We start from the raw sequence: 21,602 nt of genomic DNA, 5'->3' as shown, positions 1-21,602 counted from the left end.
CGGTGCGAGGCAAGTTCAAATCCCTGACCATGGTCAACTGGAACGGCTTCTTTGCCCGGACCTTCGATCTCGACCAGCTGGTCACCACTCTTTCCGGCGGCAATGGCGCGGGCAAGTCCACCACCATGGCGGCCTTTATCGCGGCGCTCATCCCCGATCAGTCACTGCTTCACTTCCGCAATACCACGGAAGCGGGATCGAGCAGCGCCTCCCGTGACAAGGGGCTCTACGGCAAGCTGCAGCGCGGCCACTGCTATTCCCTGCTGGAAGTGATGAACAGCCGCGAACAGCGGATCTGGGTCGGCGTTCACCTCGAACAGGTGGCCAACCGCGACAACAAGGTCAACATCACCCCGTTTGCGCTGGTGGATGTGCCGGAGAATCTGGCGCCGACCGATCTGCTGCTGGAGAAGCTCGATGGCGGCAAGGGGCGGGTACGCGCCTTCGCCGATCTGAAAGGGGCGGCAGCCGAGCTGGGGGCGCTGAAAGTCGCCAAATTCAATACGGTGACCGACTATCACAACTTCATGTTCGAGTTCGGCATCACCCCGAAGAAGCTGCGTGACCAGAAGGATCGCGGCAAGTTCTATCGCCTGATCGAGGCTTCCCTCTACGGCGGCATCTCCTCGTCCATCAGCCGTTCCCTGCGCGAATACCTGCTGCCGGAGAACTCCGGCGTGCGCAAGGCGTTTGCAGACATGGAGGCGGCCATCTATGAAAACCGCCGCACGCTGGAAGCGATCAAGGAAACCCAGGGTCAGCGGGATCTGTTCAAGAACCTGATCACCGAGACCACACACTATGTGGCCGCGGACTATGTGCGCAACGCCGCCGAGAAGAGTCGTCTCTCCGAGCTGGCCCTCAAGGCGCGCCAGGAGCTGGCCGACAAGCGCCGTATTCTGGCCGAAGAGAAGCAGCGCGCCATCTATCTGGCCGATGAGGTGGAGCAGCTCACCAACCGCGAAAAACTGCTGACCGACGAGCTGGAGTCTGCCTCCGAGCATCTGGCCAAGGTGATGGCGGCGGTTTCTCTGCAGAAGAAGATCGAGATGTATCGCGCCGATCTGGCGGATCTCTCTGACAAACTCGAGCAGCAGCAAGCGGTGGTGGAGGAGATCCACGGCCAGCTGCTGGAAGTGGAAGAGCGCAAGGAGCTGGCACAGGCAGAAGTCGACAGCCTCAAGACCCAGCTGGCCGACTACCAGCAGGCGCTCGATATTCAGCAGACCCGCGCCATCCAGTACCGTCAAGCGGTGCAGGCGCTGGAAGCTGCCCGCGAGCAGTGCGAGCTGCCGGGGCTGACCGCCGAACAGGCGAGCGACACCCTGCACCAGTTCCGCGCAGCCGAGCAGAGTCTCACCAGCCGGGTGTTGGGGGCCGAACAGCAATTGGCGCTGGCCAAGGCGGCGGTGGCCGAGCATGAAGCGGCGTTGGCGCTGCTTTTGAGCATCGCTCCGGAAACAGTGCGCGAGGCCGCCTGGCCCACCGCGCAGGCGTTGCTCAAGCGTCACATCGAAGACAAGGCTCGCATTGCCCAGGGGCAGGGGCTGCGCGCCGCGCTGGCTCGCCTCGAGAAAGAGAGCGAAAGCCAGAAGAGTCTCTTCAAGCTGCGCGACGAGCTGCAGCAGGCCTCTGGCCAGCTGATTGCCAGCAGCGATGAGCTGGAGATCTTCCTCGAAGCCCAACGCACCCGTCAGGAGGAGCTCTCCGAGCAGCAGGCGGAGGTGAACCAGCGCCGCGCCAGCCTCGAGCATCAGGGCACCCAGCTCGGCCGTGATATTGCGGAGCTCACCAAACTGGCGCCGCGCTGGCTGAAATCCTTTGAAAAACTCGAGCAACTGCGTGAGCAGAGCGGTTTACCGCTCGCCACCGCTGAAGAGCTTTCGGCCGGTATGCAGACAGTGCTCGACAAGGAGCGCGAGTTCGAACAGGAGAGCAACCGCATCGCGGCGCAGAAACAGGCGCTGGAGCTGCAAATTCGCAATCTGCAGCTGGGGGCAGGCGAGGCGGATCCGCGGCTGGCTCGCATCGCCGAGCAGGTGGGGGGCGTGCTGCTCTCCGATGTCTATGACGATATCTCCATCGACGATGCCCCTTACTACTCCGCGCTCTACGGCCCTGCTCGCAGCGCTTTGGTGGTGCTCGACCTCGAAGGTGCCATCGAGCGGCTGAAAAAGCTGGAAGATTGCCCGGAAGATATCTACCTGATTCAGGGTAACCCAGACTCCTTTGACGAGGATCTGGTGGAAGCTGACGAGCTGGGAGACGCCGTGCTGGTGCGCACCAGCAAGCGTCAGGTGCGCTTCTCCCGCTACCCCGAGCTGCCGCTGTTTGGCCGCGCCGCCCGGGAGAAACGGATTGAGCAGCTCGACCTTGAGCGAGAAGGGCTGATCGAGGGCTACGCCAAGGCCGCCTTCGAGCAGCAGAAGTACCACCGTCTCTACGGTCACTTCCGCGACTTTATCGGTCAGCATCTGGATATCGCCTTCCGCCCCGACCCCGAAGCCGAAGTGCAAGCCAAACAGGCCGAACTGCGCACGCTGCAAGGAGCCATCGGCGAGTGCGACAAGCAGCTGAGTGATGCCAAAGCGGCTGCCGCCCAGCTGACTCGCCATATCCAGCTGGTACAGGGGATGCTGCCCTTTGCCCACCTGTTTGCCGAGACAGAGCTCGCGGCCCGCCTCGAGGCGGCTCACGCCGACGTTGAGGCCCTGAAACAGGCCGAAGCTTTTATCGCCAAACACGGCAAATCGCTGGAAAAACTGGAAACCATGGTGCAGGTGCTGCGTCAGGATCCGCAGGATCTGGCTGCGCTGCAGGCTGCCTATGATGAGGTGAGCGACCTGCTGGCCGAGCAGAAACGCCGTTGCTACGCCCTCGATCAGCTGGTGGCCCGTCTGCCGCACTTTGCCTATCAGGATGCACAAGACCTGCTGGGCAAGGCGTCTGAAATGAGTGAGCGACTCAAAGAGAAGCTGAAAGCGGCCGAGCTGGCGGCCCGCACCGCTGGCGAGCAGCACAAGCAGATTGCCCAGCGCCACACCGAGGCGTTGCAGTTGCGCACTGCGCTGAACTCCAGCGTCGAGGCCAAGCGCCAGACCCTGACCGAGTTCGAGCAGGAGCTGGCGGCCATGGGGCTGACCCTCTCTGACGATATGGAAGAGAAGGCGCGCGCCCACAAGAAAGAGATTGAAGAGCTGCTGATCCGTACCCGTTCCCGTCGCACCAGCGCCGAGGCCCAGTTGCAGGTCACCAAGCGTGAGATCGAATCCCTTGGCGGCCGTCTCAAGCTGGAAGGCAAGGATTACTACAGCGCCCGTAAATCTCTGGTGGGTCACAAGGCGAACTGGTCTCGGGTGGTGCGTCTGGCGCGGGAGACCGACGTCGAGAAGCGTTTAAATAAGCGCGAGCTGGCGTATCTGGACAGCGACGAGCTGCGCTCCATGTCAGACAAGGCCCTCGGCGCCCTGCGGGTAGCGGTGGCCCACGACGAGGCTCTGCGCGATGCGCTGCGTCTCTCCGAGGGCAACCGCAGTACCGAGCAGAAGGTCGCCTTCTACGTGCAGGTCTACCGTTACCTCAAGGATCGCATCCGCAACGACATCATCCGCTCCGATGATCCGGTCGAAGCGATTGAGGAGATGGAGATCGAGCTGGCTCGTCTGGCTGACGAGCTCAAGCAGCGGGAAACCCATCTGTCGCTCTCCTCTCACGAGGTGGCGGCCAAGATCACCAACATCATCCGCCGCGAGCAGAACCGTATCCGGGTGCTCAACCAGGGCTTGCAGAACATCGCCTTCGGTCTGGTGCGCGGGGTGCGCCTCAACGTCAATATCCGCGAGGCCCACACCCGTCTGCTGACGGCGCTGGCCGATCAAACTGCCATGCACAACGATCTGTTCGCCGACAAGGAGCTCAGCTTCTCCGAGGCGATGGCCAAGCTGTTCCAGCGCCTGAACCCGCAAGTAGAGCAGGGAGATCGCAGTTATCAGGTGATGGGTGACGTGCTGCTCGACTATCGCAACTATCTGGAGCTGGAGATCGAGGTGCAGCGCGGGGCCGATGGCTGGCTGCGGGCCGAGAGCGGTGCGCTCTCCACCGGTGAGGCGATCGGTACCGGTCAGGCCATCCTGCTGATGGTGCTGATCAGCTGGGAGGAGGAGTCCCGCCGTCTGCGCGGCAAGGATATCGCCCCCTGCCGTCTGTTGTTCCTCGACGAAGCGGCCCGTCTGGATGGCAAATCCATCGCCACCCTGTTCGAGCTGTGCGAGCGGCAGGATATGCAGCTGCTTATCGCGGCGCCCGAGAATATCAGTCCCGAGAAGGGCACCACCTACAAGCTCATCCGCAAGGTGCAGGGCAAGCACGAGCACGTGCATGTGGTGGGTCTGCGCGGCTTCGGCTTTGCCGACGACAAGCTGATTGCCTGAGAAGTCTCTGGCCCATCCCGAACGGGATGACCGGTAACTAGTTGAAAGGGAGGCATTTGCCTCCCTTTTTACATGGAAGATATGGCAAAGTAGCCGCACGGTCGCTGCTGCCTGACAACAAGGCGAGTAACATGGTGAGTGCCTTGGAGCTATGGCAAGGTGAGGGGCTCCCGCCTGCAAGCGTGTCGTAAGCGTCACCGGCCGCATCGAAGATGCAAAAATAGCGCAGAGTGGAAAAAAGAAGAGAGGAGAGGGGAAGGGTGCAACATATCCAGAAAGGGCTGCTGTTATCTCTTTGTCTGCTGCTGGCTGCCTGTAGCAGCCGTTATGACGAGAGCCACGGCGGCAGCTGGCGCGGCTATAGCGAAACCGGCTATGCCAGCTATTATGCCGACCGCTATCACGGCAAAAAGACCGCCAGCGGCGAGTTATATCGTAACAACCTCAATAGCGCCGCCCATATGGAATTGCCCTTTGGCGCCATGGTACGGGTCACCAACCTCGCCAACGGCAAGAGTGTAGTGGTCAAGGTCAATGACCGCGGCGCCTTTAAAAGGGGACGTATTATCGATCTCTCCAAATCTGCGTTTAGAGCCATCGGCAATATTCGCGACGGGATTATCAAAGTAAAAATAGAGGTGCTCTAGGCTGGATGAGCCTGTTTATACACGAAAATGGATGTTGATGAATGATATTGGGATGCTGACATCGACCAGTCAGCCTTTCGGTAGATAAAGATATAACATTGATATGTATCAATATTTAATTCAGCTAAAAATGGATTTGTTATCAATGGAAAAAATCGATGATCGTGATTGATATTTATTTTAGCTTATCTCGCCTGTTCGGCCTTACTATGGGGCAAAAGGAGGGATTAGTGATGATTATCTATGGTAAATATGGTGGTGCAGCGCTGAGAGCTGTTCATCTGATGGTGCAGAATAATTATGGGCATGCCACCGCTTGGGATATGGCTATTGCTGAAGCATTTGGTGATGATATTAGTACAGGGAAATTCAAGAATAATCCAAAGGTAACTTTTTTGACTCTTTGCAGTCTTGGTTGTATCAGTTGCATCATGCCAGTTCATTATGTAGCTGCGACCAAAACCAGAGCATATGTGTTGGCTGCCATTGATTTATTGTCACACAAGGATATTACCAAACCGATCAATCCCGAGCAGTTATGGCTGGAAGTGGTCTCTGCCTGTAAGAGCGGCAAGGTTGTTAAGCATAACAATCAGATGGATGTCATTCTGACACTCTGGTATGCCGGTGTGCTCAATCCCGAGTGGGATAGGGATGCCATCAGGATAGACTATCGACGAATATAAAAAAGCCAAGGTAATGAATACCTTGGCCATGAAACATCAATTGGTTCTGGTCAGGGATGCACTATCGGAGTGTGCGAATGGCTTGCCATACACCATCAGGTTGGTGGTTTGACTGTATTTGAGGAGATCTTTCTCTGAGAAGTCCAGAGTCATCGAGAAATCCGTGGTGGAATCATTAATGGTCATATAATTGCTTTCCGCAATACCGCGCTTGCCCGTCTTGAACTCGATTTTGTTACCCGCTTTGCCTTCAGTGACCACACAGACTGCACGGGGTATACAGTATGAGTTGTAAACAAGCTGATTAGTCTTGTCATAAATCAGATAGCCGCGTTGGTCATGAAATTTCCCATTATCGCTTTTTCTGAATACTTCCTGTTTGTAATACATGGCTACCAGATATTGTTCGCTGGCATTTTTAGCATCGGCTGCCGGTTCAAAAGTAATGACTTCGTAAAAGGGTTCCACTGCCGGCCCCCCTTTGCCAACTTTGCTACCCTCCTGGCCGGGTGCTACATCTACACCACCAGCATCGGTGCTTTTCCATGTGCCAGCCAACTGAGCTAATGGACCAAAATCCAGACCGTTGATAATAGTGCTGGACTCTGCGTGAGCGAGCGTGGCACAGGTAATTAATGCTATGGGTAAGATAACTTTATTCATTGTGATAACTCCATCACTAATAATGACTTGCGAATAAATATGTTCAGCAAAGTAATTGTTATAACGCACCAATGGTGTGGTCAATGATATTGAGTGATAGTGGTTCGTTTTTGTGATGTATGATTTGCTTTTTCGTGGCTAAATAAATTGAATTTGATATAAGACAATGTTGTATTTTTTCATCGCGCTTCCTCAGATATATCGTGATAGAGATAAAGGAACATTGACATGATGCGATGATTATTATGTCAACGGCGTGAATATTTCACTCAGCCCCATCAATTGAAGGCGATAGCCACTAACTCTGTGGCACCCTGACCCCTTTATCGAGATAGAGGCTGCTGTAGTTGGCCCTGTGGGTGACAAACATCACCTGATGGCGGCTGCCGTCGGAGAGGATAATAAAATCCCCCGCCTGAGCGGGGCTTTGCAAGGTGATCTCCTGCTCGGGGGCGGTCAGGCGATCGACATCTTCCTTGAAGGTGAGGGTGTAAGAGTACATATGGCGCTCCACTGCTGGCTCATATCAAACACACCGTTGAAGGTAGTTGCTGGTATGGGCGCGCGCGGCGCCCGATTGGCGCTGTTAGACCAAATAGCGGTGATGAGAACGTGCGTGGTTTCAGTCGGGTTGTTCTGCTGAGGTGCGCTTGAGGCCTTTACATCAAGGCAATTGGTATCAAAAGCGATGGGAAAGGGGCGAAAAGGAGGATGAAAAAACCGCCAGTTGGCGGTTTCTCTTATGCGATGGGCCCTACTTCAGGGCCTTCTTCAGCTTCTTGATCTTGCCTTCATGCTTGGCAATTTTCTTAAGACGAGCGGCGATCTTCTTTTTGATCTCTTTCTTGCTTGCTTTGGCCATCGGTGGCGCTCCTTTGCAGTGGGGACACATGAGGTGTCAGTGTGGGTCTTCCCTTTGACGTCCCAGAGTGCCACAGGGCTCCTTTGTGAACCAGCACTCTGTTGCTTTAATAGCCAGCTCACTATAACTGCAAGGGGCTGAGCCAGCGCAGCAGTTGCTGGCCCACTTGCGGGCTGGCGAGCAGGGCCATATGGCTGGTGCGATAGACAATCAGGGTATGGGCAGGAAGAAAAGCCAGCAGATGGCGCGCTTCGTTGTGCAGGCCGAGGGCGCTGCGTAGCGGCACCAGTCCATCGCCAATCAGCCGGTCGGCCAGCAGGCTGCGCTTGGCGGCAGTGGTCGCGGCAATGGCATAGCAGTTGACGCCGCCGGGCAAGGGGAGTGGGACGCGGGGATCGCGCAAGGGCACGGCGGGGTCGGGTTGGGCCACTTCGTCGATCACCTTGCCGTGGCGCAGATCCTTGATGCCAATACTGCGCAGCCGCGCCAGCCTGACGAAGGGCTCGCTGTAGGCGGTGGCGGGCAGCAACTGCTCCAGCCAGTGACCGGCATGTTCGAGCGGCGCGCCGTGGTGTGGCGTGCCGAGAAAGATCAGGTTGGCAAGGTGTGCAGGCCAGGTGAGCTCGGCTTGGCTAGCATGGTGGCAGGCACTGCGTGCAACCAGTCCCCCCATGCTGTAGCCCATTATCGTTATCTCTTTGAGCTCTCCCGACCAGTGGGCGAACAGCTGTTCCAGCAACAGGGCCAGCGCCTGCCCGTTCTGTGCGATGGGCAGGCCCGAGTTGTAGCGCAGGTAAAGAGGCTGATAGCCAAGCGCGGCGGCAAGTTGCTCTCCGTGATTGACCTGCTTGCCTTGATGCTCGGTCTGCCACTGCAGATCGTTCATGCAGAGGCCATGGATCATCAGCAGCACCCGTCCCTCGCGGGGTAGATCCTTTGGCATCGCCTGCCAATCGAGGGGCTTGCCCTGATAGCGCAGGGTCATGGGGGTGGCGAGGGCATTGTGGTGCTCGACCAGCTTGTCCCCCAACACGCCGTTGAGGGTGGCGATCAGGGCCGCACGTTTCGGGGTTTCGGGGATCTGCTGGGGCGGCGGTGTGGCTGGCAGGCGGCTGAGCAGATGGTTGATGCCGCTGCTTAGGTCGTTGGCGGCGCCATGTACCCCCTTGTAGACCAGCCCGGTGATCCCGGCTGTTTTTCCCTCATCTCGTCCCTTGAGCCCCATACCGCTCAGTACCGCCTGATGTACCGCTTCGGTGATCTCTACCGCGGCGGGCAGCGCCAGAGTCAGCAGGTGCGCCAGCTCGCGGATATCCGAAAGATGCCAGGAAGAGGATGGCGATGGGTCTGTGGCGTCGGTCATGGCAAGCCCTTGTGAAAGCGGGTATCGCGTTGTCGTGCTGCGAAGAGCGCTGCGTATCTCTATATCAAACCAGCTTGCGCCCTTTGTGGCGGGTTTACCAGTAACGGGCCATGCATGGCGGGGCTGATAAGAACCGCTTGCGAAGCCGGTCACGGTAATGACAGGGGAAAATCACCTCTACTTCGTCATATGAAGCCACATGGAGAGGTGATGATGTCGCTGTTTGATGAGGTGCGGGTACAGAATTTGTGTGCACGGTTGTTCGATAGCCAGAACGGAAAGGGCTGCTCCCTTGAGAGTCGGCATGGCCGCGAGTTGAAGGATCTGTTGCAGGCAGTGGCCGGGATCAAGCCGGTTGGCCGAGGTGCTCATTATATGTTGACCGACGCGGGGCGGACTTTTCTGACCGGACAACTGGCACGGGCAGCGCCCCCCGAACCGGACAAGCGTAAGCAGCTGCAACGTCTGGGAGTGAGTTTGCCTGCACGGCTCAATCAGGCCTGCTTTTATGCTCTCTGGTATGGGGATAGCAAGCATCCGCGATCAGCATCCCTTGCAGCGCCAATGCTTGCGAACTTGTCGCTCACGCAAGATGAGGTGATCCGCATCCGCACCCTCGAGCCGCTCTCGCTGGTCGATCGGCAAGGTCAGCTGCACGATATGACGGCAATGATGGCGCTGCTGGGGGAATTGGCGTTGCCGGAGCGGACTCTGGGCACGCTGGCGGCCATCGGCTGGCAGGGGGAGCGGGTCATTACGGTGGAGAACAAGGGGGCCTTTGTCGACTACCCGCTGCAACCCGGGCAACTGCTGCTCTTTGCCCCCGGTCGCAATACCACCCTGGCCAAACAGTTGATCCCGCTGCTGCCTGCGGGCGTGCAGTGGGTCCATTTCGGCGATCTCGATCAACGGGGTATCGATATTGCCATCGAGCTGGCGCGTGAGCTAAATCGAGCGGCCATGCTCTGGCTTCCCTGTGAGCTGCAACCTTATCTGGAGCACTACGCCCGTCCGGTACGCACCTTTGCGACGGACAGTGGCAAGGTGCCCTGGCGTGTGACGACGCAGGCTGATCAGGTCGATGATCATGGCTCGCCGGCAGGCGTTCCCTGGCTTGATAAACTGATCACAGAGGGGACTTGGCTGGAGCAGGAGGTATTGATTCTGGCCCCTCACTGGCGGATCTGGTCATTGGAAGCGATGAGTAATCAGGTTTGAAACGGGGAGCCCGCGCTCCCCGTCATTTCGTGGTCAGCTGTTTACTTGGCCTTGATGGGCCCCTTGGTGCCGGCATCATTATCGACCCAGCCATCTTCACCCTTGATGCGGCGATCCCCCTGAATGGTGTAGATGACCATGCCATCCTTGAACACCAGCGCGCCATCGGATTTCTTGGCATTGACCTTTTTGTCGTTGACCCATACCTGATCCTTGCCATCGATGCGGATATTGGCCACGGTGGCGCCGGTTTGGGGGAAGGTGGCGATCCAGTTGCCCGCATAGGGGCTGGCGCTGGTTGCCGCGGCCGGAGCATTGCCAACACCGGCAGCCGCGTTCTCAGCCTTGGTTTTGTTGATATCGCAGCCATTAAGCTCGCTCACCTGAGTGCAGCCCGAGCGCTCCAGCTTCTGCTCATAGCTCAGATTCAGACCGCCCTCCGCGGCCGGGGCGGCCGTGCCAAATCCCGCCTTGGCATTTTCCGCTTTGGTTTTGTGAATGTCACAGCCCTGCGCCTCGGTGACCTGGGTACAACCGGATCGCTCCAGTTGCTCGGCATATTTGGCGCTGATGGCGTGGGCAGGGACGATCCCGAGCAGGGTCAGGGTGATGAGCAGAGCGGCATTCCTGGACATAGATAATCCCTCAAAGATGTAAGTCATGCAGGTTCATCCGCGCAGTTGCGGCAGTGAACGTCGGCCTATCCTGAGCATCCGAGACAGATGCGCAGCTGGCGTATTCACGTTAGCACCTTGGGCCAACAGTGCCCAGCAATGTGGCCGGAAGATAAGGCGAGAGGTGATACGGGAGTGCAGGGGAGGCGAGATAGCAGCCGTGTCAACGCTGGAGAGATCATTCCAAGAGAAAAGGTGTTGCGGGAATTATCATAATGATAACGACAGCCCAGCTGATATCATTTCAGCCCTTGAAACTGACCTTTGATGATAATTCTCACCGATGCCGAGATATCGCCTCTGATTATTATCACTCGGCTATTTTATGGCTTGGCTGATCCGCTCACCTTTTTATTGAATAAACCGCTTAAATAGCCGCTGATTTTGTGGGTGACATCACACACTTTCGCCATTTATTAATATCTGCCTGCATTTTATTGGTTTGGCATGGTTATTGATTGCCTCATATCGACGCTAACCGACGCGCTCACCCACAACCGGGATGCTGGTGACATCGTGAGTGAAAGGGGAGCTATCCATATCTCATCCAATGATTGGGGCGAACGATGAAAGCAGTTAACGAATTAATCAAAGAGATCAGAGCACTCAAATCCAACCTGCATGAAAAAGATTTTCTGCTGACCTGGGAGCAAACGCCTCAGGAACTGGAGCTGGTATTGAAACTGGCCGAATCCCTCAAGACACTGCGCGCCGAAAATATCTGCACCAAACTGTTTAACAGCGGGCTCGGTATCTCGGTTTTCCGCGATAACTCCACCCGAACCCGCTTCTCTTACGCCTCTGCCCTGAACCTGCTCGGTCTGGCCCAGCAGGATCTGGATGAGGGCAAATCCCAGATCGCCCATGGCGAAACCGTCCGTGAAACCGCCAACATGATCTCCTTCTGCGCCGATGCCATCGGCATCCGTGACGACATGTTCCTCGGTGCCGGTAACGCCTATATGCGCGAAGTGGGTGCGGCACTGGATGAAGGGTTCGAGAAGGGGGTGCTCCCCCAGCGTCCGGCGCTGGTCAACCTGCAGTGCGACATTGATCACCCGACACAGTCAATGGCTGATCTCGCCTGGTTGCAGGAGCACTTCGGCAGCCTGGAGAGCCTCAAGGGCAAGAAGATTGCGATGACCTGGGCTTACTCCCCGAGCTACGGCAAGCCGCTCTCCGTGCCGCAGGGCATCATCGGTCTGATGACCCGTTTCGGTATGGACGTGACCCTGGCCCATCCGGAAGGGTATGACCTGATCCCGGATGTGATCGAAGTAGCCAAAGAGAATGCCAAGGCCTCCGGCGGCAGCTTCCGTCAGGTCACCTCCATGGAAGAGGCGTTCAAGGATGCGGATATCGTCTATCCCAAGTCCTGGGCTCCCTACAAGGTGATGGAGCAGCGCACCGAGTTGCTGCGTGCCAATGACCACGCCGGCCTCAAAGAGCTGGAGAAACACTGCCTTGAGCAGAACGCCAAGCACAAGGATTGGCACTGCACCGAGGAGATGATGAAGCTCACCAAGGGGGGCGAAGCGCTCTATATGCACTGCCTGCCGGCCGATATTTCCGGCGTTTCCTGCAAAGAGGGCGAAGTAACCGAAGGGGTATTCGAGAAATACCGTATCGCCACTTACAAAGAGGCGAGCTGGAAGCCCTATATTATCGCTGCCATGATCATGGCCCGTAAATTCTCCGCCCCGGCAGAAACCCTGGAAAATCTGATTAAAGAGGCGCAAAAGCGGGTGAAATAAATAACGGCAGGGCAGGGTGAATATTCATCCTGCCCACACTGTCGAACCCATTATTTTGAGTTTTCTCTCCGTGGTATCTGAATAACGGATCTCCCGGCGAGGCAGCTCTTTGTCAGGTAACGCCTAGTGAGGTAAGCATGTCCCAATTTTCTTTGAAGATGGATATTGCCGATAACCGCTTTTTTACCGCCGAGCCATCTCCGCTGTTTTCTCGCGCCGAAGCACAAAAGGCTCGCGCTTTTCATAAAAAACTGGCCGGTTATGAACCGACCCCATTGTGCGACCTGAAAGCTCTGGCCGCCTATATCGGGGTGAAAAATATATTGGTCAAGGACGAGTCAAAGCGCTTTGGCCTCAACGCCTTCAAGATGCTGGGTGGCGTCTACGCCATCGCCAACCTGCTCTGTGAAAAGTACGGGGTGGTCATCGAGGATTTCTCCTTCGATCTCATCAAACGCACCATCAAGGAGCCGATGACTTTCGCCACCACCACAGATGGCAACCACGGTCGTGGCGTTGCCTGGGCCGCCAAACAGGTGGGTCAGCATGCGGTGGTCTACATGCCCAAGGGCTCGACCCAGGAGCGGGTGGACCACATCCTCAATCTCGGTGCCGAATGCATCGTCACCGACATGAACTATGACGACACCGTGCGCCTGACCATGAAGATGGCCGAAGAGCGCGGTTGGCACATAGTGCAGGACACCGCCTGGGAGGGTTACACCAAGATCCCGACCTGGATCATGCAGGGTTACTCCACCCTGGCCGACGAAGCGGTCGAGCAGATGCAGGATATGGGCATCAAGCAGCCGACCCACGTGCTGCTGCAGGCAGGGGTCGGGGCGCTGGCGGGCGGGGTGCTCGGTTATCTGGTGGACTGCTTCGGGGCGAAAAACCTGCACAGTATCGTGGTCGAGCCGGATCAGGCCGACTGCATCTATCGATCCGGCGTGGCGGGGGAGATGGTCAACGTGGGGGGCGACATGCGCACCATCATGGCCGGTCTCGCCTGTGGCGAACCCAACCCCCTCGGCTGGCCGCTGCTCAGAAGCTGCACCACCCAGTTTATCTCCTGCCACGACAAGGTGTCGGCGCTGGGGATGAGAGTGCTCGGCAACCCTCTTGGCAATGATCCGCGCATCATCTCCGGCGAATCCGGCTCGGTCGGTACCGGCGTGTTGGCGGCAGTGCGTCACCACCCGGATCGCGCGGCGCTGATGGAACGTCTGGGGCTGGATAGCAACTCGGTCGTACTCATCATCAACACCGAAGGGGACACCGATGTGAAGCATTACCGGGAAGTGGTGTGGGAAGGCAAGCATCCTGCCTGCGACTAACTCTCCCGCCAGAGTAGAGACACGAATTGAAGCATTGATCGCGCCTCGCCAACGGGGCGCGGTAACGGGCACAGGGCGCTGCCGACGAACAGGCCGCGCACTCTCAGTTGTTATGGAGAATCACAATGAGCAAGCAAATTCCGTTTGAAATGGTGTTGGAGAAGGCCTACCAGTACAAGGCCGAGATGAGTCAGTTCCTGCGCGACATGATCGCCATCCCGAGCGAGAGCTGCGATGAAGAGCGCGTCGTGCTGCGCATCAAGCAGGAGATGGAGAAGGTTGGTTTTGACAAGGTCGAGATCGACCCCATGGGTAACGTGCTGGGCTATATCGGCCACGGCTCGCACCTGATCGCCATGGATGCCCATATCGATACCGTGGGGGTCGGCAACCGCGCCAACTGGACCTTTGACCCCTATGAGGGGATGGAAGATCACGAGATCATCGGCGGCCGCGGTGCATCAGACCAAGAAGGCGGCATGGCCTCCATGGTCTATGCGGGCAAGATCATCAAGGATCTGGGGCTGGAAGATCAGTACACCCTGTTGGTGACCGGTACCGTGCAGGAGGAGGATTGCGATGGCCTCTGCTGGCAGTACATCATCGAGCAGAGCAAGATCCGCCCCGAGTTCGTGGTCAGTACCGAGCCGACCGACTGCCAGATCTACCGTGGTCAACGCGGCCGCATGGAGATCCGTGTGGAAGTGCAGGGGGTGAGCTGCCACGGCTCTGCGCCTGAGCGCGGTGACAACGCCATCTTCAAGATGGGCCCGATCCTCGGCGAATTGCAGGAGCTGAGCCACAACCTCGGTCATGACGACTTCCTCGGCAAGGGTACCCTGACCGTCTCCGAGATCTTCTTCACTTCGCCAAGCCGCTGCGCCGTGGCGGATAGCTGCGCCGTCTCCATCGACCGCCGCCTCACCTGGGGTGAAACCTGGCAAGGTGCATTGGATGAGATCCGCGCCCTGCCTGCGGTGCAAGCCGCCGGTGCCGAGGTCTCCATGTACCAGTACGACCGTCCGGCCTACACCGGTCTGGTTTACCCGACCGAGTGCTACTTCCCGACCTGGAAGGTGGAGGAGGATCACATCACCGTCAAAACCCTCTCCAAGGCTTATCGCGAGCTGTTCAACAAGGAGCCGGTGGTAGACAAGTGGACCTTCTCTACCAACGGGGTCTCCATCATGGGTCGACACGGTATTCCGGTGATCGGTTTTGGCCCGGGTAAAGAGCCGGAGGCCCACGCCCCGAACGAGAAAACCTGGAAAGAGCATCTGGTCAAGTGCGCCGCCATGTACGCCGTGATCCCCATGCTCTATCTGGCCGAGCTGAACAAGTAAGGGGTCTGCCGGGTGGTGACTGCCATCGCCACCCAGCTGTTGAAAGTGCCCCGTCTCCATTGAGGCGGGGCCTTGCTGTTTGAAGGCAAAAAGCATTCGAGGTGGTGGGGATGAAACGGCTGATCAAGAACGGCGTGCTGGTCGATGCGCAGGGTGAATATCGTCAGGATCTGCTGATCGAGCACGGGGTGATCCTCGCCCGTGCCGCCGATATCCAGCCCGATAGCGAAACCGAGGTGATCGATGCCAGCGGCTGTTATGTGATGCCGGGTGGCATCGACGTCCACACCCACTTCAACATCGATGTGGGCATTGCCCGCAGTTGCGATGACTTCTTCAGCGGTACCCGTGCCGCCGCCTGTGGTGGCACCACCACCATCGTCGACCACATGGGATTTGGCCCGGCGGGGTGCAACCTGCATCACCAGCTGGCCCGTTATCATGACTACGCCGCCGATCAGGCGGTGATCGACTACAGCTTTCACGGCGTGATCCAGCATGTGGATGACGCCATCCTTAATGAGATGGCCGCCATGGTGCAGGAGGAGGGGATCTGCAGCTTCAAGCTCTACCTCACCTACCAGTACAAGCTGGGGGACCATGACGTGCTGCGCGCCCTGGCCCGCCTCAAGGAGGTGGGTGCGATCGCCACCGTCCATCCCGAGAATGATGCCGCTATCGCGGCGCGTCGCGCGGCACTGCTGGCCGCTGGCCATCATGAGCCCTGGTATCACCCGCAGAGCCGCCCGCTGGAGTGCGAGGCGGAGGCCATCGCCCGGATGATCAATCTGGCGGGGCTCGCTGGCAATGCGCCGCTTTATATCGTCCACCTTTCAAACGGCCTGGGGCTGGAGTATCTGAAACTGGCGCGCCGTCAGGGCCAACCGGTCTGGGTGGAGACCTGCCCGCAATATCTGCTGCTCGATGAGCAGTGTTATTACAAGGAGAACGGGGTCGACTTCCTGCTGAGCCCGCCGCTGCGCTCGCGCTGTGAGCAGGACAAGCTGTGGGTCGGCATCGCAGCTGGTGACATCGACACGGTGGCGACCGATCACTGCAACTTCTCCCACGCCCAGCGCATGACCTTGTCAGGTGGCGATTTCAGCCGCTGCCCCAACGGCTTGCCTGGGGTCGAAAACCGGATGCTGCTGCTGTTTGCCCACGGGGTGCTGGGGGGGCGCATCTCGCCATCACGCTTTGTAGCTCTCACCAGCGCCAACCCGGCGCGCCTGTTTGGCCTCTGGCCGCGCAAGGGCAACCTGCAACCGGGGGCTGACGCCGATCTGGTGATCATGGATCCCCGTGGTGACACCCTGATTTCCCATCAACAGTTGCACGACAACGGCGACTACAGCCCCTACGAGGGGATGCATTGCCCCGGCCGGATCAGGCTGACCCTGAGTCGCGGCGAGATAGTGGCCCGCGATGGCGAGTTTCTGGGGCGCCGTGGTCACGGCCGCTTTCTGGCCAGAGCGCCCTTTGACCCGGCCTTGGCGCCGGATCTGCACTGGCCTTGCCCCGCGGTGGCAGGCTGACAATCCGTTCGAAACACGCAGAGCAGCAAGGTTATGTGAACAACGAAAGGTGGGCCGGTATCGCGCCGGCTTGTCCCATCACTGGAGATAACAAGATGAAACAGAGAATCGTACTGGCCCTTGGCGGCAATGCGCTGGGCAACAACCTGCCCGAGCAGATGAAAGCGGTGCAGAGCACGGCGGGCACCATTGCCGACCTGATCGCCCAGGGGCACGAGGTGGTGGTGACCCACGGCAACGGCCCGCAGGTGGGAATGATCCAGCAGGCGTTCGAGGTGGCGGCCCGTCATGACTCCAAGGCGCCCCATCTGCCCATGTCGGTCTGCGTGGCCCTGAGTCAGGGTTATATCGGTTATGACCTGCAAAACGCCCTGCGCGAGGCCTTGCTGGCGCGTGGTATTCACAAGCCGGTTGCCACTTTGGTGACCCAGGTGGAGGTGGATAAAAACGATCCCGCCTTCCTCGACCCGAGCAAACCCATCGGCGGTTTCTTCAGCAAGGAGGAGGCCGAAGCATTGATGGCCAAGGGGGAGCGGCTCAAAGAGGATGCCGGTCGCGGCTATCGCCGGGTAGTGGCATCCCCCAAACCCGTCGACATCATCGAGAAAGAGACCGTCTCTGCCATGCTGGCTGCCGGTCAGGTGGTGATCACCGTCGGGGGCGGCGGCATTCCGGTGCTGCGGGAGGGCAATCACCTGCGCGGCGCCAGCGCAGTGATCGACAAGGATTGGGCCAGTGCCAAGCTGGCGGAGCTTATCGACGCCGACATGCTGATCATCCTCACGGCGGTAGAAAAAGTAGCCATCAACTTCGGCAAGCCCGAGGTGCAGTGGCTCGATACCCTGAGCGTGGCCGATGCCAACAGCTTTATCGCACAGGGGCAGTTTGCCAAGGGATCCATGTTGCCCAAGGTGGAGGCGGCGCTCTCGTTTGCGACATCCCTGCCGGGGCGCAAATCCCTCATCACCCTGCTGGAGAAGGCGGCCGACGGCATTGCCGGCAAGACCGGCACCCTGATCAGCTTGTAGCCTCGTCTTTGATGGTTGCAAACAGGGGGCCCAAGGCCCCCTTTCTGTTGGCCGGTGTCAGGGATTGGCAGAGGGGAAGCATGGGCCGGCCAGCTCTTATCCACGGTGGGCAGGGGGGCGGCAGAGGTGTAAGATGGCGCCCCGAATGGCGGACGTATCGACCGCAGCAACAAGGCAGCATAATGAATAGCAAGTTGAACATGGCGGCGTTGGGGGGGTTGGTCCTGCTCACCGCCATCTGGAGTTACAGCTGGATCGTGATGAAGCAGGTGATGCTCTACGCGGGGGCCTTCGAGTTCACCGCCCTGCGCTGCCTGTGCGGATCTCTGGTTCTGCTGCTGGTATTGGCCCTGCGCGGGCGCCGTTATCTCAAACCCACCCCGTTTCGCTATACCCTCGCCATCGCTCTGTTCCAGACCTGCGGCATGGTGGGGTTGGCCCAGTGGGCTCTGATCAGCGGCGGGGCGGGCAAGGTGGCCATTCTGAGCTATACCATGCCGTTCTGGGTGGTGATCTTCGCTGCGCTCTTTCTCGGCGAGCGGATGCGCAAGCTGCACTATCTGGCGGTCGGGGTGTCCGCCTGCGGCCTGCTGCTGGTGATCGAGCCCTGGCAACTGCACCTCGATTCCATGAAGAGCGCGCTGCTGGGCATTGCCTCCGGCATCTGCTGGGGGATCAGCGCCATCATCGCCAAGCGGATGTATGCCCGCCACCCCGCGGTGGATCTGATGTCCCTCACCACCTGGCAGATGATCTACGCCACCCTGGTGATGGCCGTGGTGGCCGCGCTGGTGCCGGAGCGTCCCATCGACTGGCAGCCCTACGTGATGGGGGCGCTGGCCTATAGCGCTATTTTTGCCACCGCCATTGCCTGGAGTCTCTGGCTGTTTGTGCTGAAAAAACTGCCGGCCGGGATCGCCAGCCTCAGCACCCTGGCGGTGCCGGTGAGCGGCGTGCTGCTCTCCTGGTGGCTGCTTGGTGAAAATCCGGGACTGGTGGAGGGGAGCGGCATCGCCCTTATCGTGCTGGCGTTGTTGGTGATTAGCCGCAAGGGCAAGCGGTCGGCGGTGTCGGTGGAGGGGGAGACCCGGGTCAAGCACGGTTGAGTGGTGACTGAGCTGCCAGTGGCACGATAAACGGCACTCAAAAGAGCCAGCGACAGGGGACCAGCCCCTCGTTACAATGGCGTGGTCTGACTGTGCTGGAGCACAGGTATCTGATTTATTGTGATTATTTCAACGAACCTAACGGCAAGGATGAGACCGTATGATGACGCTGGTGTGGTTGGCTGTAGGCCTGGTGTGTCTGGTGGTGGGGGCCGAATCTCTGGTGCGGGGCGCATCTCGCCTCGCCACCATGATGGGGATATCGCCACTGGTGGTGGGATTGACCATAGTGGCCTTTGGGACCAGTGCTCCCGAGCTGGCGGTGAGCATCCAGTCTGGCCTCGAGGGGCAGGCAGGGATAGCGGTGGGGAACGTGGTCGGCAGCAATATCTTCAACGTGCTGTTTATTTTAGGTGTTTCGGCACTGATCGTACCGTTGACCGTCTCACAGCAACTGGTACGTCTCGACGTTCCCTTGATGATAGTGGTCTCTTTTCTGGTGTTGTTGCTGGGCTACGATGGCCGTATTGCGCCACTGGAAGGGGCGCTGCTGTTTGCCGGCATCATCGCCTACACCGTGTTTCTCTTTGTCCAGAGTCGACGGGAAAACAAAGCGGTGCAGGCGGAGTACGAGCAGGAGTTTGGTACCCGTGAAGCGAGTACGGCGGGCAACTGGTTGCGCAATCTGCTCTTTATTGCCGCAGGTCTGGGTCTGCTGATCCTCGGCTCCCGTCTGCTGGTTGGCAGTGCGGTTGAGATTGCCCACTACTTCGGGGTGAGCGATCTGATCATCGGCTTGACCATAGTGGCGGCCGGTACCTCCTTGCCCGAAGTGGTGACCTCCATCGTCGCAGCCCTGCGCGGGGAGCGGGATATCGCTGTGGGGAACGTGGTGGGCAGCAATATCTTCAATATCCTCTGCGTGCTGGGGCTCACCTCCATCGTCACTCCCGGTGGGCTTGAAGTGTCGGCCACCGCCCTTCAGTTCGATATTCCGGTAATGATTGCGGTGGCGCTTGCCTGCCTGCCCATCTTCTTTACCGGTTACACCATCGCCCGCTGGGAAGGGGCGCTGTTTCTGGCCTACTACATCGGCTACACCTGCTGGCTGATCCTCCACGCCACATCCAGTCCGCTGCAAGGTCAGTTCAGTGCAGCGCTAACCGGTTTTGTGTTGCCGCTCACCGCCATCACTCTGGTTGTGCTGGCGGTGCGAGCCTGGCGATTGCAACGAACCCGGTCGTGATGCAGGTTCTCCTGATGTAAAGGCTCTGCATCAACCGACAGGCGGAAAAAAGCCCCACCATCATGGTGGGGCTTTTGCTTGGTGCTGAAGAGGGACGCGAAGAGCCGTTATCTGCGCTGGGCCAGATGCATCATGGCTTCCAGCACGGCGCCGCCGATGGCGCGAGCCTTGTCTGATACCGTAGTGGCATCGGCCCGCTCGCCTCTGGGGTCGATGTCACCGATCTTGAAGCCGACGGTGACCTCGATGCCATCGCTGAGCAGACCTCGTACCATGCCGGAGAGCGGCGCGATAATAGGGGCGTCACCCACATGGGCGATCACATCCCCCTCCTGCACCAGATCACCGAGCTTGATAATGCTCTTCATCACCCCGGCGACAGGGGCGCGCACCACCCGGCGGGCGGAGTGCCCCTCGATCACCCCGGGAATGCCGGTATTGGGCTGGGCAGGGCCCTGATAGATAACCCGGCCCAGATGGTGGCCGCGGTTGGTCTCAATGACCGCATCGCAGTCGCGCCCCGCCTCAAACCCCGGGCCAAGGGCCACCGTAATGGGGGCTATCTCCTTGTGGGTGCCGAGATTCTGCTTGGCGAGGATGGCATCCACCAGATAGCGGGGCTTGAGCTCGGCGAGGGTGGCACAGTCGGGGTCAACCAGTAGCGGAATGACGCCCCGATCCAGCTGCTCGAACGCCTGCTCGACGCTCTCGACCCGCTTGGCGCGCACTCCCTCGACACTGGTTTCGCCGTCGAACATCCCCTGGGCGAAGGCGACGGTGCGGCGGATCACCGTGGGTTTGTCGAGATCCAGCATCACCACTTTGAAGCCCGCATTGTGCAGCCGCAACGCGACGCCGGTGGCGATATCGCCGGAGCCGCGCATCACCACCAGTTGATCCCGCTTAAGGCGCACGTCATCCTGCATCAGCCCACCCGATTTGCCGTTTTTCACTTGAAGCAGCTCGGCGAGGATGCTGATGGCGATCTCCTCGGGGGTTTCGGCACCTATGTTGTAGCCGATGGGGGCGTGCAGCCGCTGCAACTGCTCCAGACTCACCCCTTGTTGGCGCAGCGCCTGTGTGAAGGTCTGCACCTTGCGCTTGCTGGCGAGCAGCCCCAGATAGGCGAGGGGGCGATTGATGAGCCGCTCCAGCGCCTCCTTGTCCTGATGGTTGGTGGCGATGATGACGAAGTTGACGGGCTCGATGGCCAGCGCCTCGATCACCGCGCTGATGGTATCAGCCTGTTTGAGGTGAGTGCCGACGGGGAAGTTATCGGGATTGAGGCTCCCTTCAAAACAGTCGCCCACATGGATATCAAAACCCAGCGGTGCGGCGGCATGGGCCAGCGCCCGGTTGACGTGACCGGCGCCGATCAGTACCAGACGGGGGCGCAGGCCATAGACATCGATATAGACCGACATGGCGCCGCCACAATCCGACCCGACCGCATGTTCGCCGTTGCGCGCCATCCGGCCGTGGAAGATGCGTGGCTTGCGCTCGGCAATGGCGGCCATCGCTTCCTCGATCACCAGCCGCTCGATCATGCCGCCGCCGATGGTACCGAGGATCTGGCCATCGGCCATCACCAGCATCTGGGCCTGATGGCGCGGGGTGGAGCCCCGGCTCTCGATGATCTGGGCCATGGCAAACGGCGTGTTCTCCTGTTCCAGTCGGGCTGCGTGTGCAAACAGATTCATAAGGTACCTC

General features: G+C 59.1%; 16 protein-coding genes. 11 read left to right on the top strand and 5 right to left on the bottom strand.

Annotated elements, in window-relative coordinates; all coding sequences use genetic code 11:
• Nucleotides 1-2: 2 nt before the first annotated feature.
• The 3 genes from mukB (at nucleotide 3) to G5306_RS03615 (ending at nucleotide 5,763) form a co-directional block, all read left to right on the top strand.
• Complete coding sequence (gene mukB, locus G5306_RS03625; protein WP_421312409.1) at nucleotides 3-4,430, top strand: chromosome partition protein MukB; 4,428 nt, start codon at nucleotides 3-5, stop codon at nucleotides 4,428-4,430.
• A 260-nt stretch (nucleotides 4,431-4,690) separates the two neighbouring features.
• Complete coding sequence (locus tag G5306_RS03620) at nucleotides 4,691-5,077, top strand: septal ring lytic transglycosylase RlpA family protein (RefSeq protein WP_335837604.1); 387 nt, start codon at nucleotides 4,691-4,693, stop codon at nucleotides 5,075-5,077.
• Nucleotides 5,078-5,235: 158 nt separating this feature from the next.
• Nucleotides 5,236-5,763 (top strand): DUF6979 family protein, encoded by a 528-nt coding sequence (locus G5306_RS03615; RefSeq protein WP_236727593.1) that lies wholly within the window; start codon nucleotides 5,236-5,238, stop codon nucleotides 5,761-5,763.
• 36 nt (nucleotides 5,764-5,799) lie between these two features.
• Here G5306_RS03615 and G5306_RS03610 read toward each other — a convergent pair whose 3' ends face one another.
• The 3 genes from G5306_RS03610 to G5306_RS03600 all read right to left on the bottom strand — a co-directional run bounded on the left by G5306_RS03610 (nucleotide 5,800) and on the right by G5306_RS03600 (nucleotide 8,651).
• The gene (locus G5306_RS03610; protein ID WP_042055942.1) at nucleotides 5,800-6,426 is read right to left on the bottom strand and encodes a heme-binding beta-barrel domain-containing protein; all 627 of its coding nucleotides are present in this window, start codon (nucleotides 6,424-6,426) and stop codon (nucleotides 5,800-5,802) included.
• A 298-nt stretch (nucleotides 6,427-6,724) separates the two neighbouring features.
• Entirely contained in the window at nucleotides 6,725-6,928 is a 204-nt protein-coding gene (locus G5306_RS03605; RefSeq protein ID WP_110303762.1) for a hypothetical protein, read from the bottom strand.
• Between the two features lie 481 nt (nucleotides 6,929-7,409).
• Entirely contained in the window at nucleotides 7,410-8,651 is a 1,242-nt protein-coding gene (locus G5306_RS03600) for a lipase family alpha/beta hydrolase (RefSeq protein WP_421312408.1), read from the bottom strand.
• A 213-nt stretch (nucleotides 8,652-8,864) separates the two neighbouring features.
• On the opposite strand from G5306_RS03600, the gene G5306_RS03595 reads away from it, so the two are divergent.
• Entirely contained in the window at nucleotides 8,865-9,869 is a 1,005-nt protein-coding gene (locus G5306_RS03595) for a Wadjet anti-phage system protein JetD domain-containing protein (protein ID WP_421312428.1), read from the top strand.
• A gap of 41 nt (nucleotides 9,870-9,910) precedes the next feature.
• Here the strand turns inward: G5306_RS03595 and G5306_RS03590 are convergent, their stop codons facing one another.
• Nucleotides 9,911-10,504 (bottom strand): hypothetical protein, encoded by a 594-nt coding sequence (locus G5306_RS03590; protein WP_421312407.1) that lies wholly within the window; start codon nucleotides 10,502-10,504, stop codon nucleotides 9,911-9,913.
• Between the two features lie 605 nt (nucleotides 10,505-11,109).
• Between G5306_RS03590 and ygeW the strand changes: the two genes are divergently transcribed.
• The 7 genes from ygeW to G5306_RS03555 all read left to right on the top strand — a co-directional run bounded on the left by ygeW (nucleotide 11,110) and on the right by G5306_RS03555 (nucleotide 19,892).
• Nucleotides 11,110-12,297 carry a knotted carbamoyltransferase YgeW gene (gene ygeW / locus G5306_RS03585; protein WP_005336811.1) on the top strand — a complete coding sequence of 396 codons (1,188 nt, stop codon included), beginning with the start codon at nucleotides 11,110-11,112 and terminating at the stop codon, nucleotides 12,295-12,297.
• 137 nt (nucleotides 12,298-12,434) lie between these two features.
• Entirely contained in the window at nucleotides 12,435-13,634 is a 1,200-nt protein-coding gene (gene dpaL, locus G5306_RS03580; protein ID WP_421312406.1) for a diaminopropionate ammonia-lyase, read from the top strand.
• A gap of 125 nt (nucleotides 13,635-13,759) precedes the next feature.
• Nucleotides 13,760-14,977, top strand: a complete 1,218-nt coding sequence (locus G5306_RS03575) for a YgeY family selenium metabolism-linked hydrolase (RefSeq protein WP_421312405.1) — start codon at nucleotides 13,760-13,762, stop codon at nucleotides 14,975-14,977.
• A gap of 110 nt (nucleotides 14,978-15,087) precedes the next feature.
• Entirely contained in the window at nucleotides 15,088-16,512 is a 1,425-nt protein-coding gene (gene hydA / locus G5306_RS03570) for a dihydropyrimidinase (RefSeq protein ID WP_421312404.1), read from the top strand.
• A 95-nt stretch (nucleotides 16,513-16,607) separates the two neighbouring features.
• Nucleotides 16,608-17,540 carry a carbamate kinase gene (gene arcC, locus G5306_RS03565; protein WP_216953635.1) on the top strand — a complete coding sequence of 311 codons (933 nt, stop codon included), beginning with the start codon at nucleotides 16,608-16,610 and terminating at the stop codon, nucleotides 17,538-17,540.
• A 182-nt stretch (nucleotides 17,541-17,722) separates the two neighbouring features.
• Complete coding sequence (locus tag G5306_RS03560) at nucleotides 17,723-18,646, top strand: DMT family transporter (protein WP_421312403.1); 924 nt, start codon at nucleotides 17,723-17,725, stop codon at nucleotides 18,644-18,646.
• 160 nt (nucleotides 18,647-18,806) lie between these two features.
• A complete protein-coding gene (locus tag G5306_RS03555) occupies nucleotides 18,807-19,892 on the top strand; it encodes a calcium/sodium antiporter (RefSeq protein WP_421312402.1) in 1,086 nt (361 codons plus the stop codon).
• 107 nt (nucleotides 19,893-19,999) lie between these two features.
• Here G5306_RS03555 and yqeB read toward each other — a convergent pair whose 3' ends face one another.
• On the bottom strand, nucleotides 20,000-21,592 hold the full coding sequence (yqeB, locus tag G5306_RS03550; RefSeq protein ID WP_323912986.1) for a selenium-dependent molybdenum cofactor biosynthesis protein YqeB: 1,593 nt from the start codon (nucleotides 21,590-21,592) through the stop codon (nucleotides 20,000-20,002).
• Between the last annotated feature and the right edge of the window lie 10 nt (nucleotides 21,593-21,602).

The sequence above is a fragment of the Aeromonas sp. 603404 genome, assembly GCF_049171775.1.
GTDB classification, from domain to species: Bacteria; Pseudomonadota; Gammaproteobacteria; order Enterobacterales; family Aeromonadaceae; genus Aeromonas; species Aeromonas veronii_A.
Note: the sequence above shows the minus strand (reverse complement) of the source record. Positions and strands in the feature narration are given on the sequence as shown.

Bases quoted from the DNA above. Each gene is read 5' to 3' on its own strand.
- G5306_RS03600 (WP_421312408.1), bottom strand. From the start codon at position 8,651: ATGACCGACGCCACAGACCCATCGCCATCCTCTTCCTGGCATCTTTCG.
- dpaL (WP_421312406.1), top strand. From the start codon at position 12,435: ATGTCCCAATTTTCTTTGAAGATGGATATTGCCGATAACCGCTTTTTT.
- hydA (WP_421312404.1), top strand. From the start codon at position 15,088: ATGAAACGGCTGATCAAGAACGGCGTGCTGGTCGATGCGCAGGGTGAA.
- G5306_RS03615 (WP_236727593.1), top strand. From the start codon at position 5,236: ATGATCGTGATTGATATTTATTTTAGCTTATCTCGCCTGTTCGGCCTT.
- G5306_RS03555 (WP_421312402.1), top strand. From the start codon at position 18,807: ATGATGACGCTGGTGTGGTTGGCTGTAGGCCTGGTGTGTCTGGTGGTG.
- G5306_RS03610 (WP_042055942.1), bottom strand. From the start codon at position 6,426: ATGAATAAAGTTATCTTACCCATAGCATTAATTACCTGTGCCACGCTC.
- G5306_RS03595 (WP_421312428.1), top strand. From the start codon at position 8,865: ATGTCGCTGTTTGATGAGGTGCGGGTACAGAATTTGTGTGCACGGTTG.
- G5306_RS03575 (WP_421312405.1), top strand. From the start codon at position 13,760: ATGAGCAAGCAAATTCCGTTTGAAATGGTGTTGGAGAAGGCCTACCAG.
- yqeB (WP_323912986.1), bottom strand. From the start codon at position 21,592: ATGAATCTGTTTGCACACGCAGCCCGACTGGAACAGGAGAACACGCCG.
- arcC (WP_216953635.1), top strand. From the start codon at position 16,608: ATGAAACAGAGAATCGTACTGGCCCTTGGCGGCAATGCGCTGGGCAAC.
- ygeW (WP_005336811.1), top strand. From the start codon at position 11,110: ATGAAAGCAGTTAACGAATTAATCAAAGAGATCAGAGCACTCAAATCC.
- G5306_RS03590 (WP_421312407.1), bottom strand. From the start codon at position 10,504: ATGTCCAGGAATGCCGCTCTGCTCATCACCCTGACCCTGCTCGGGATC.
- G5306_RS03605 (WP_110303762.1), bottom strand. From the start codon at position 6,928: ATGTACTCTTACACCCTCACCTTCAAGGAAGATGTCGATCGCCTGACC.
- G5306_RS03560 (WP_421312403.1), top strand. From the start codon at position 17,723: ATGAATAGCAAGTTGAACATGGCGGCGTTGGGGGGGTTGGTCCTGCTC.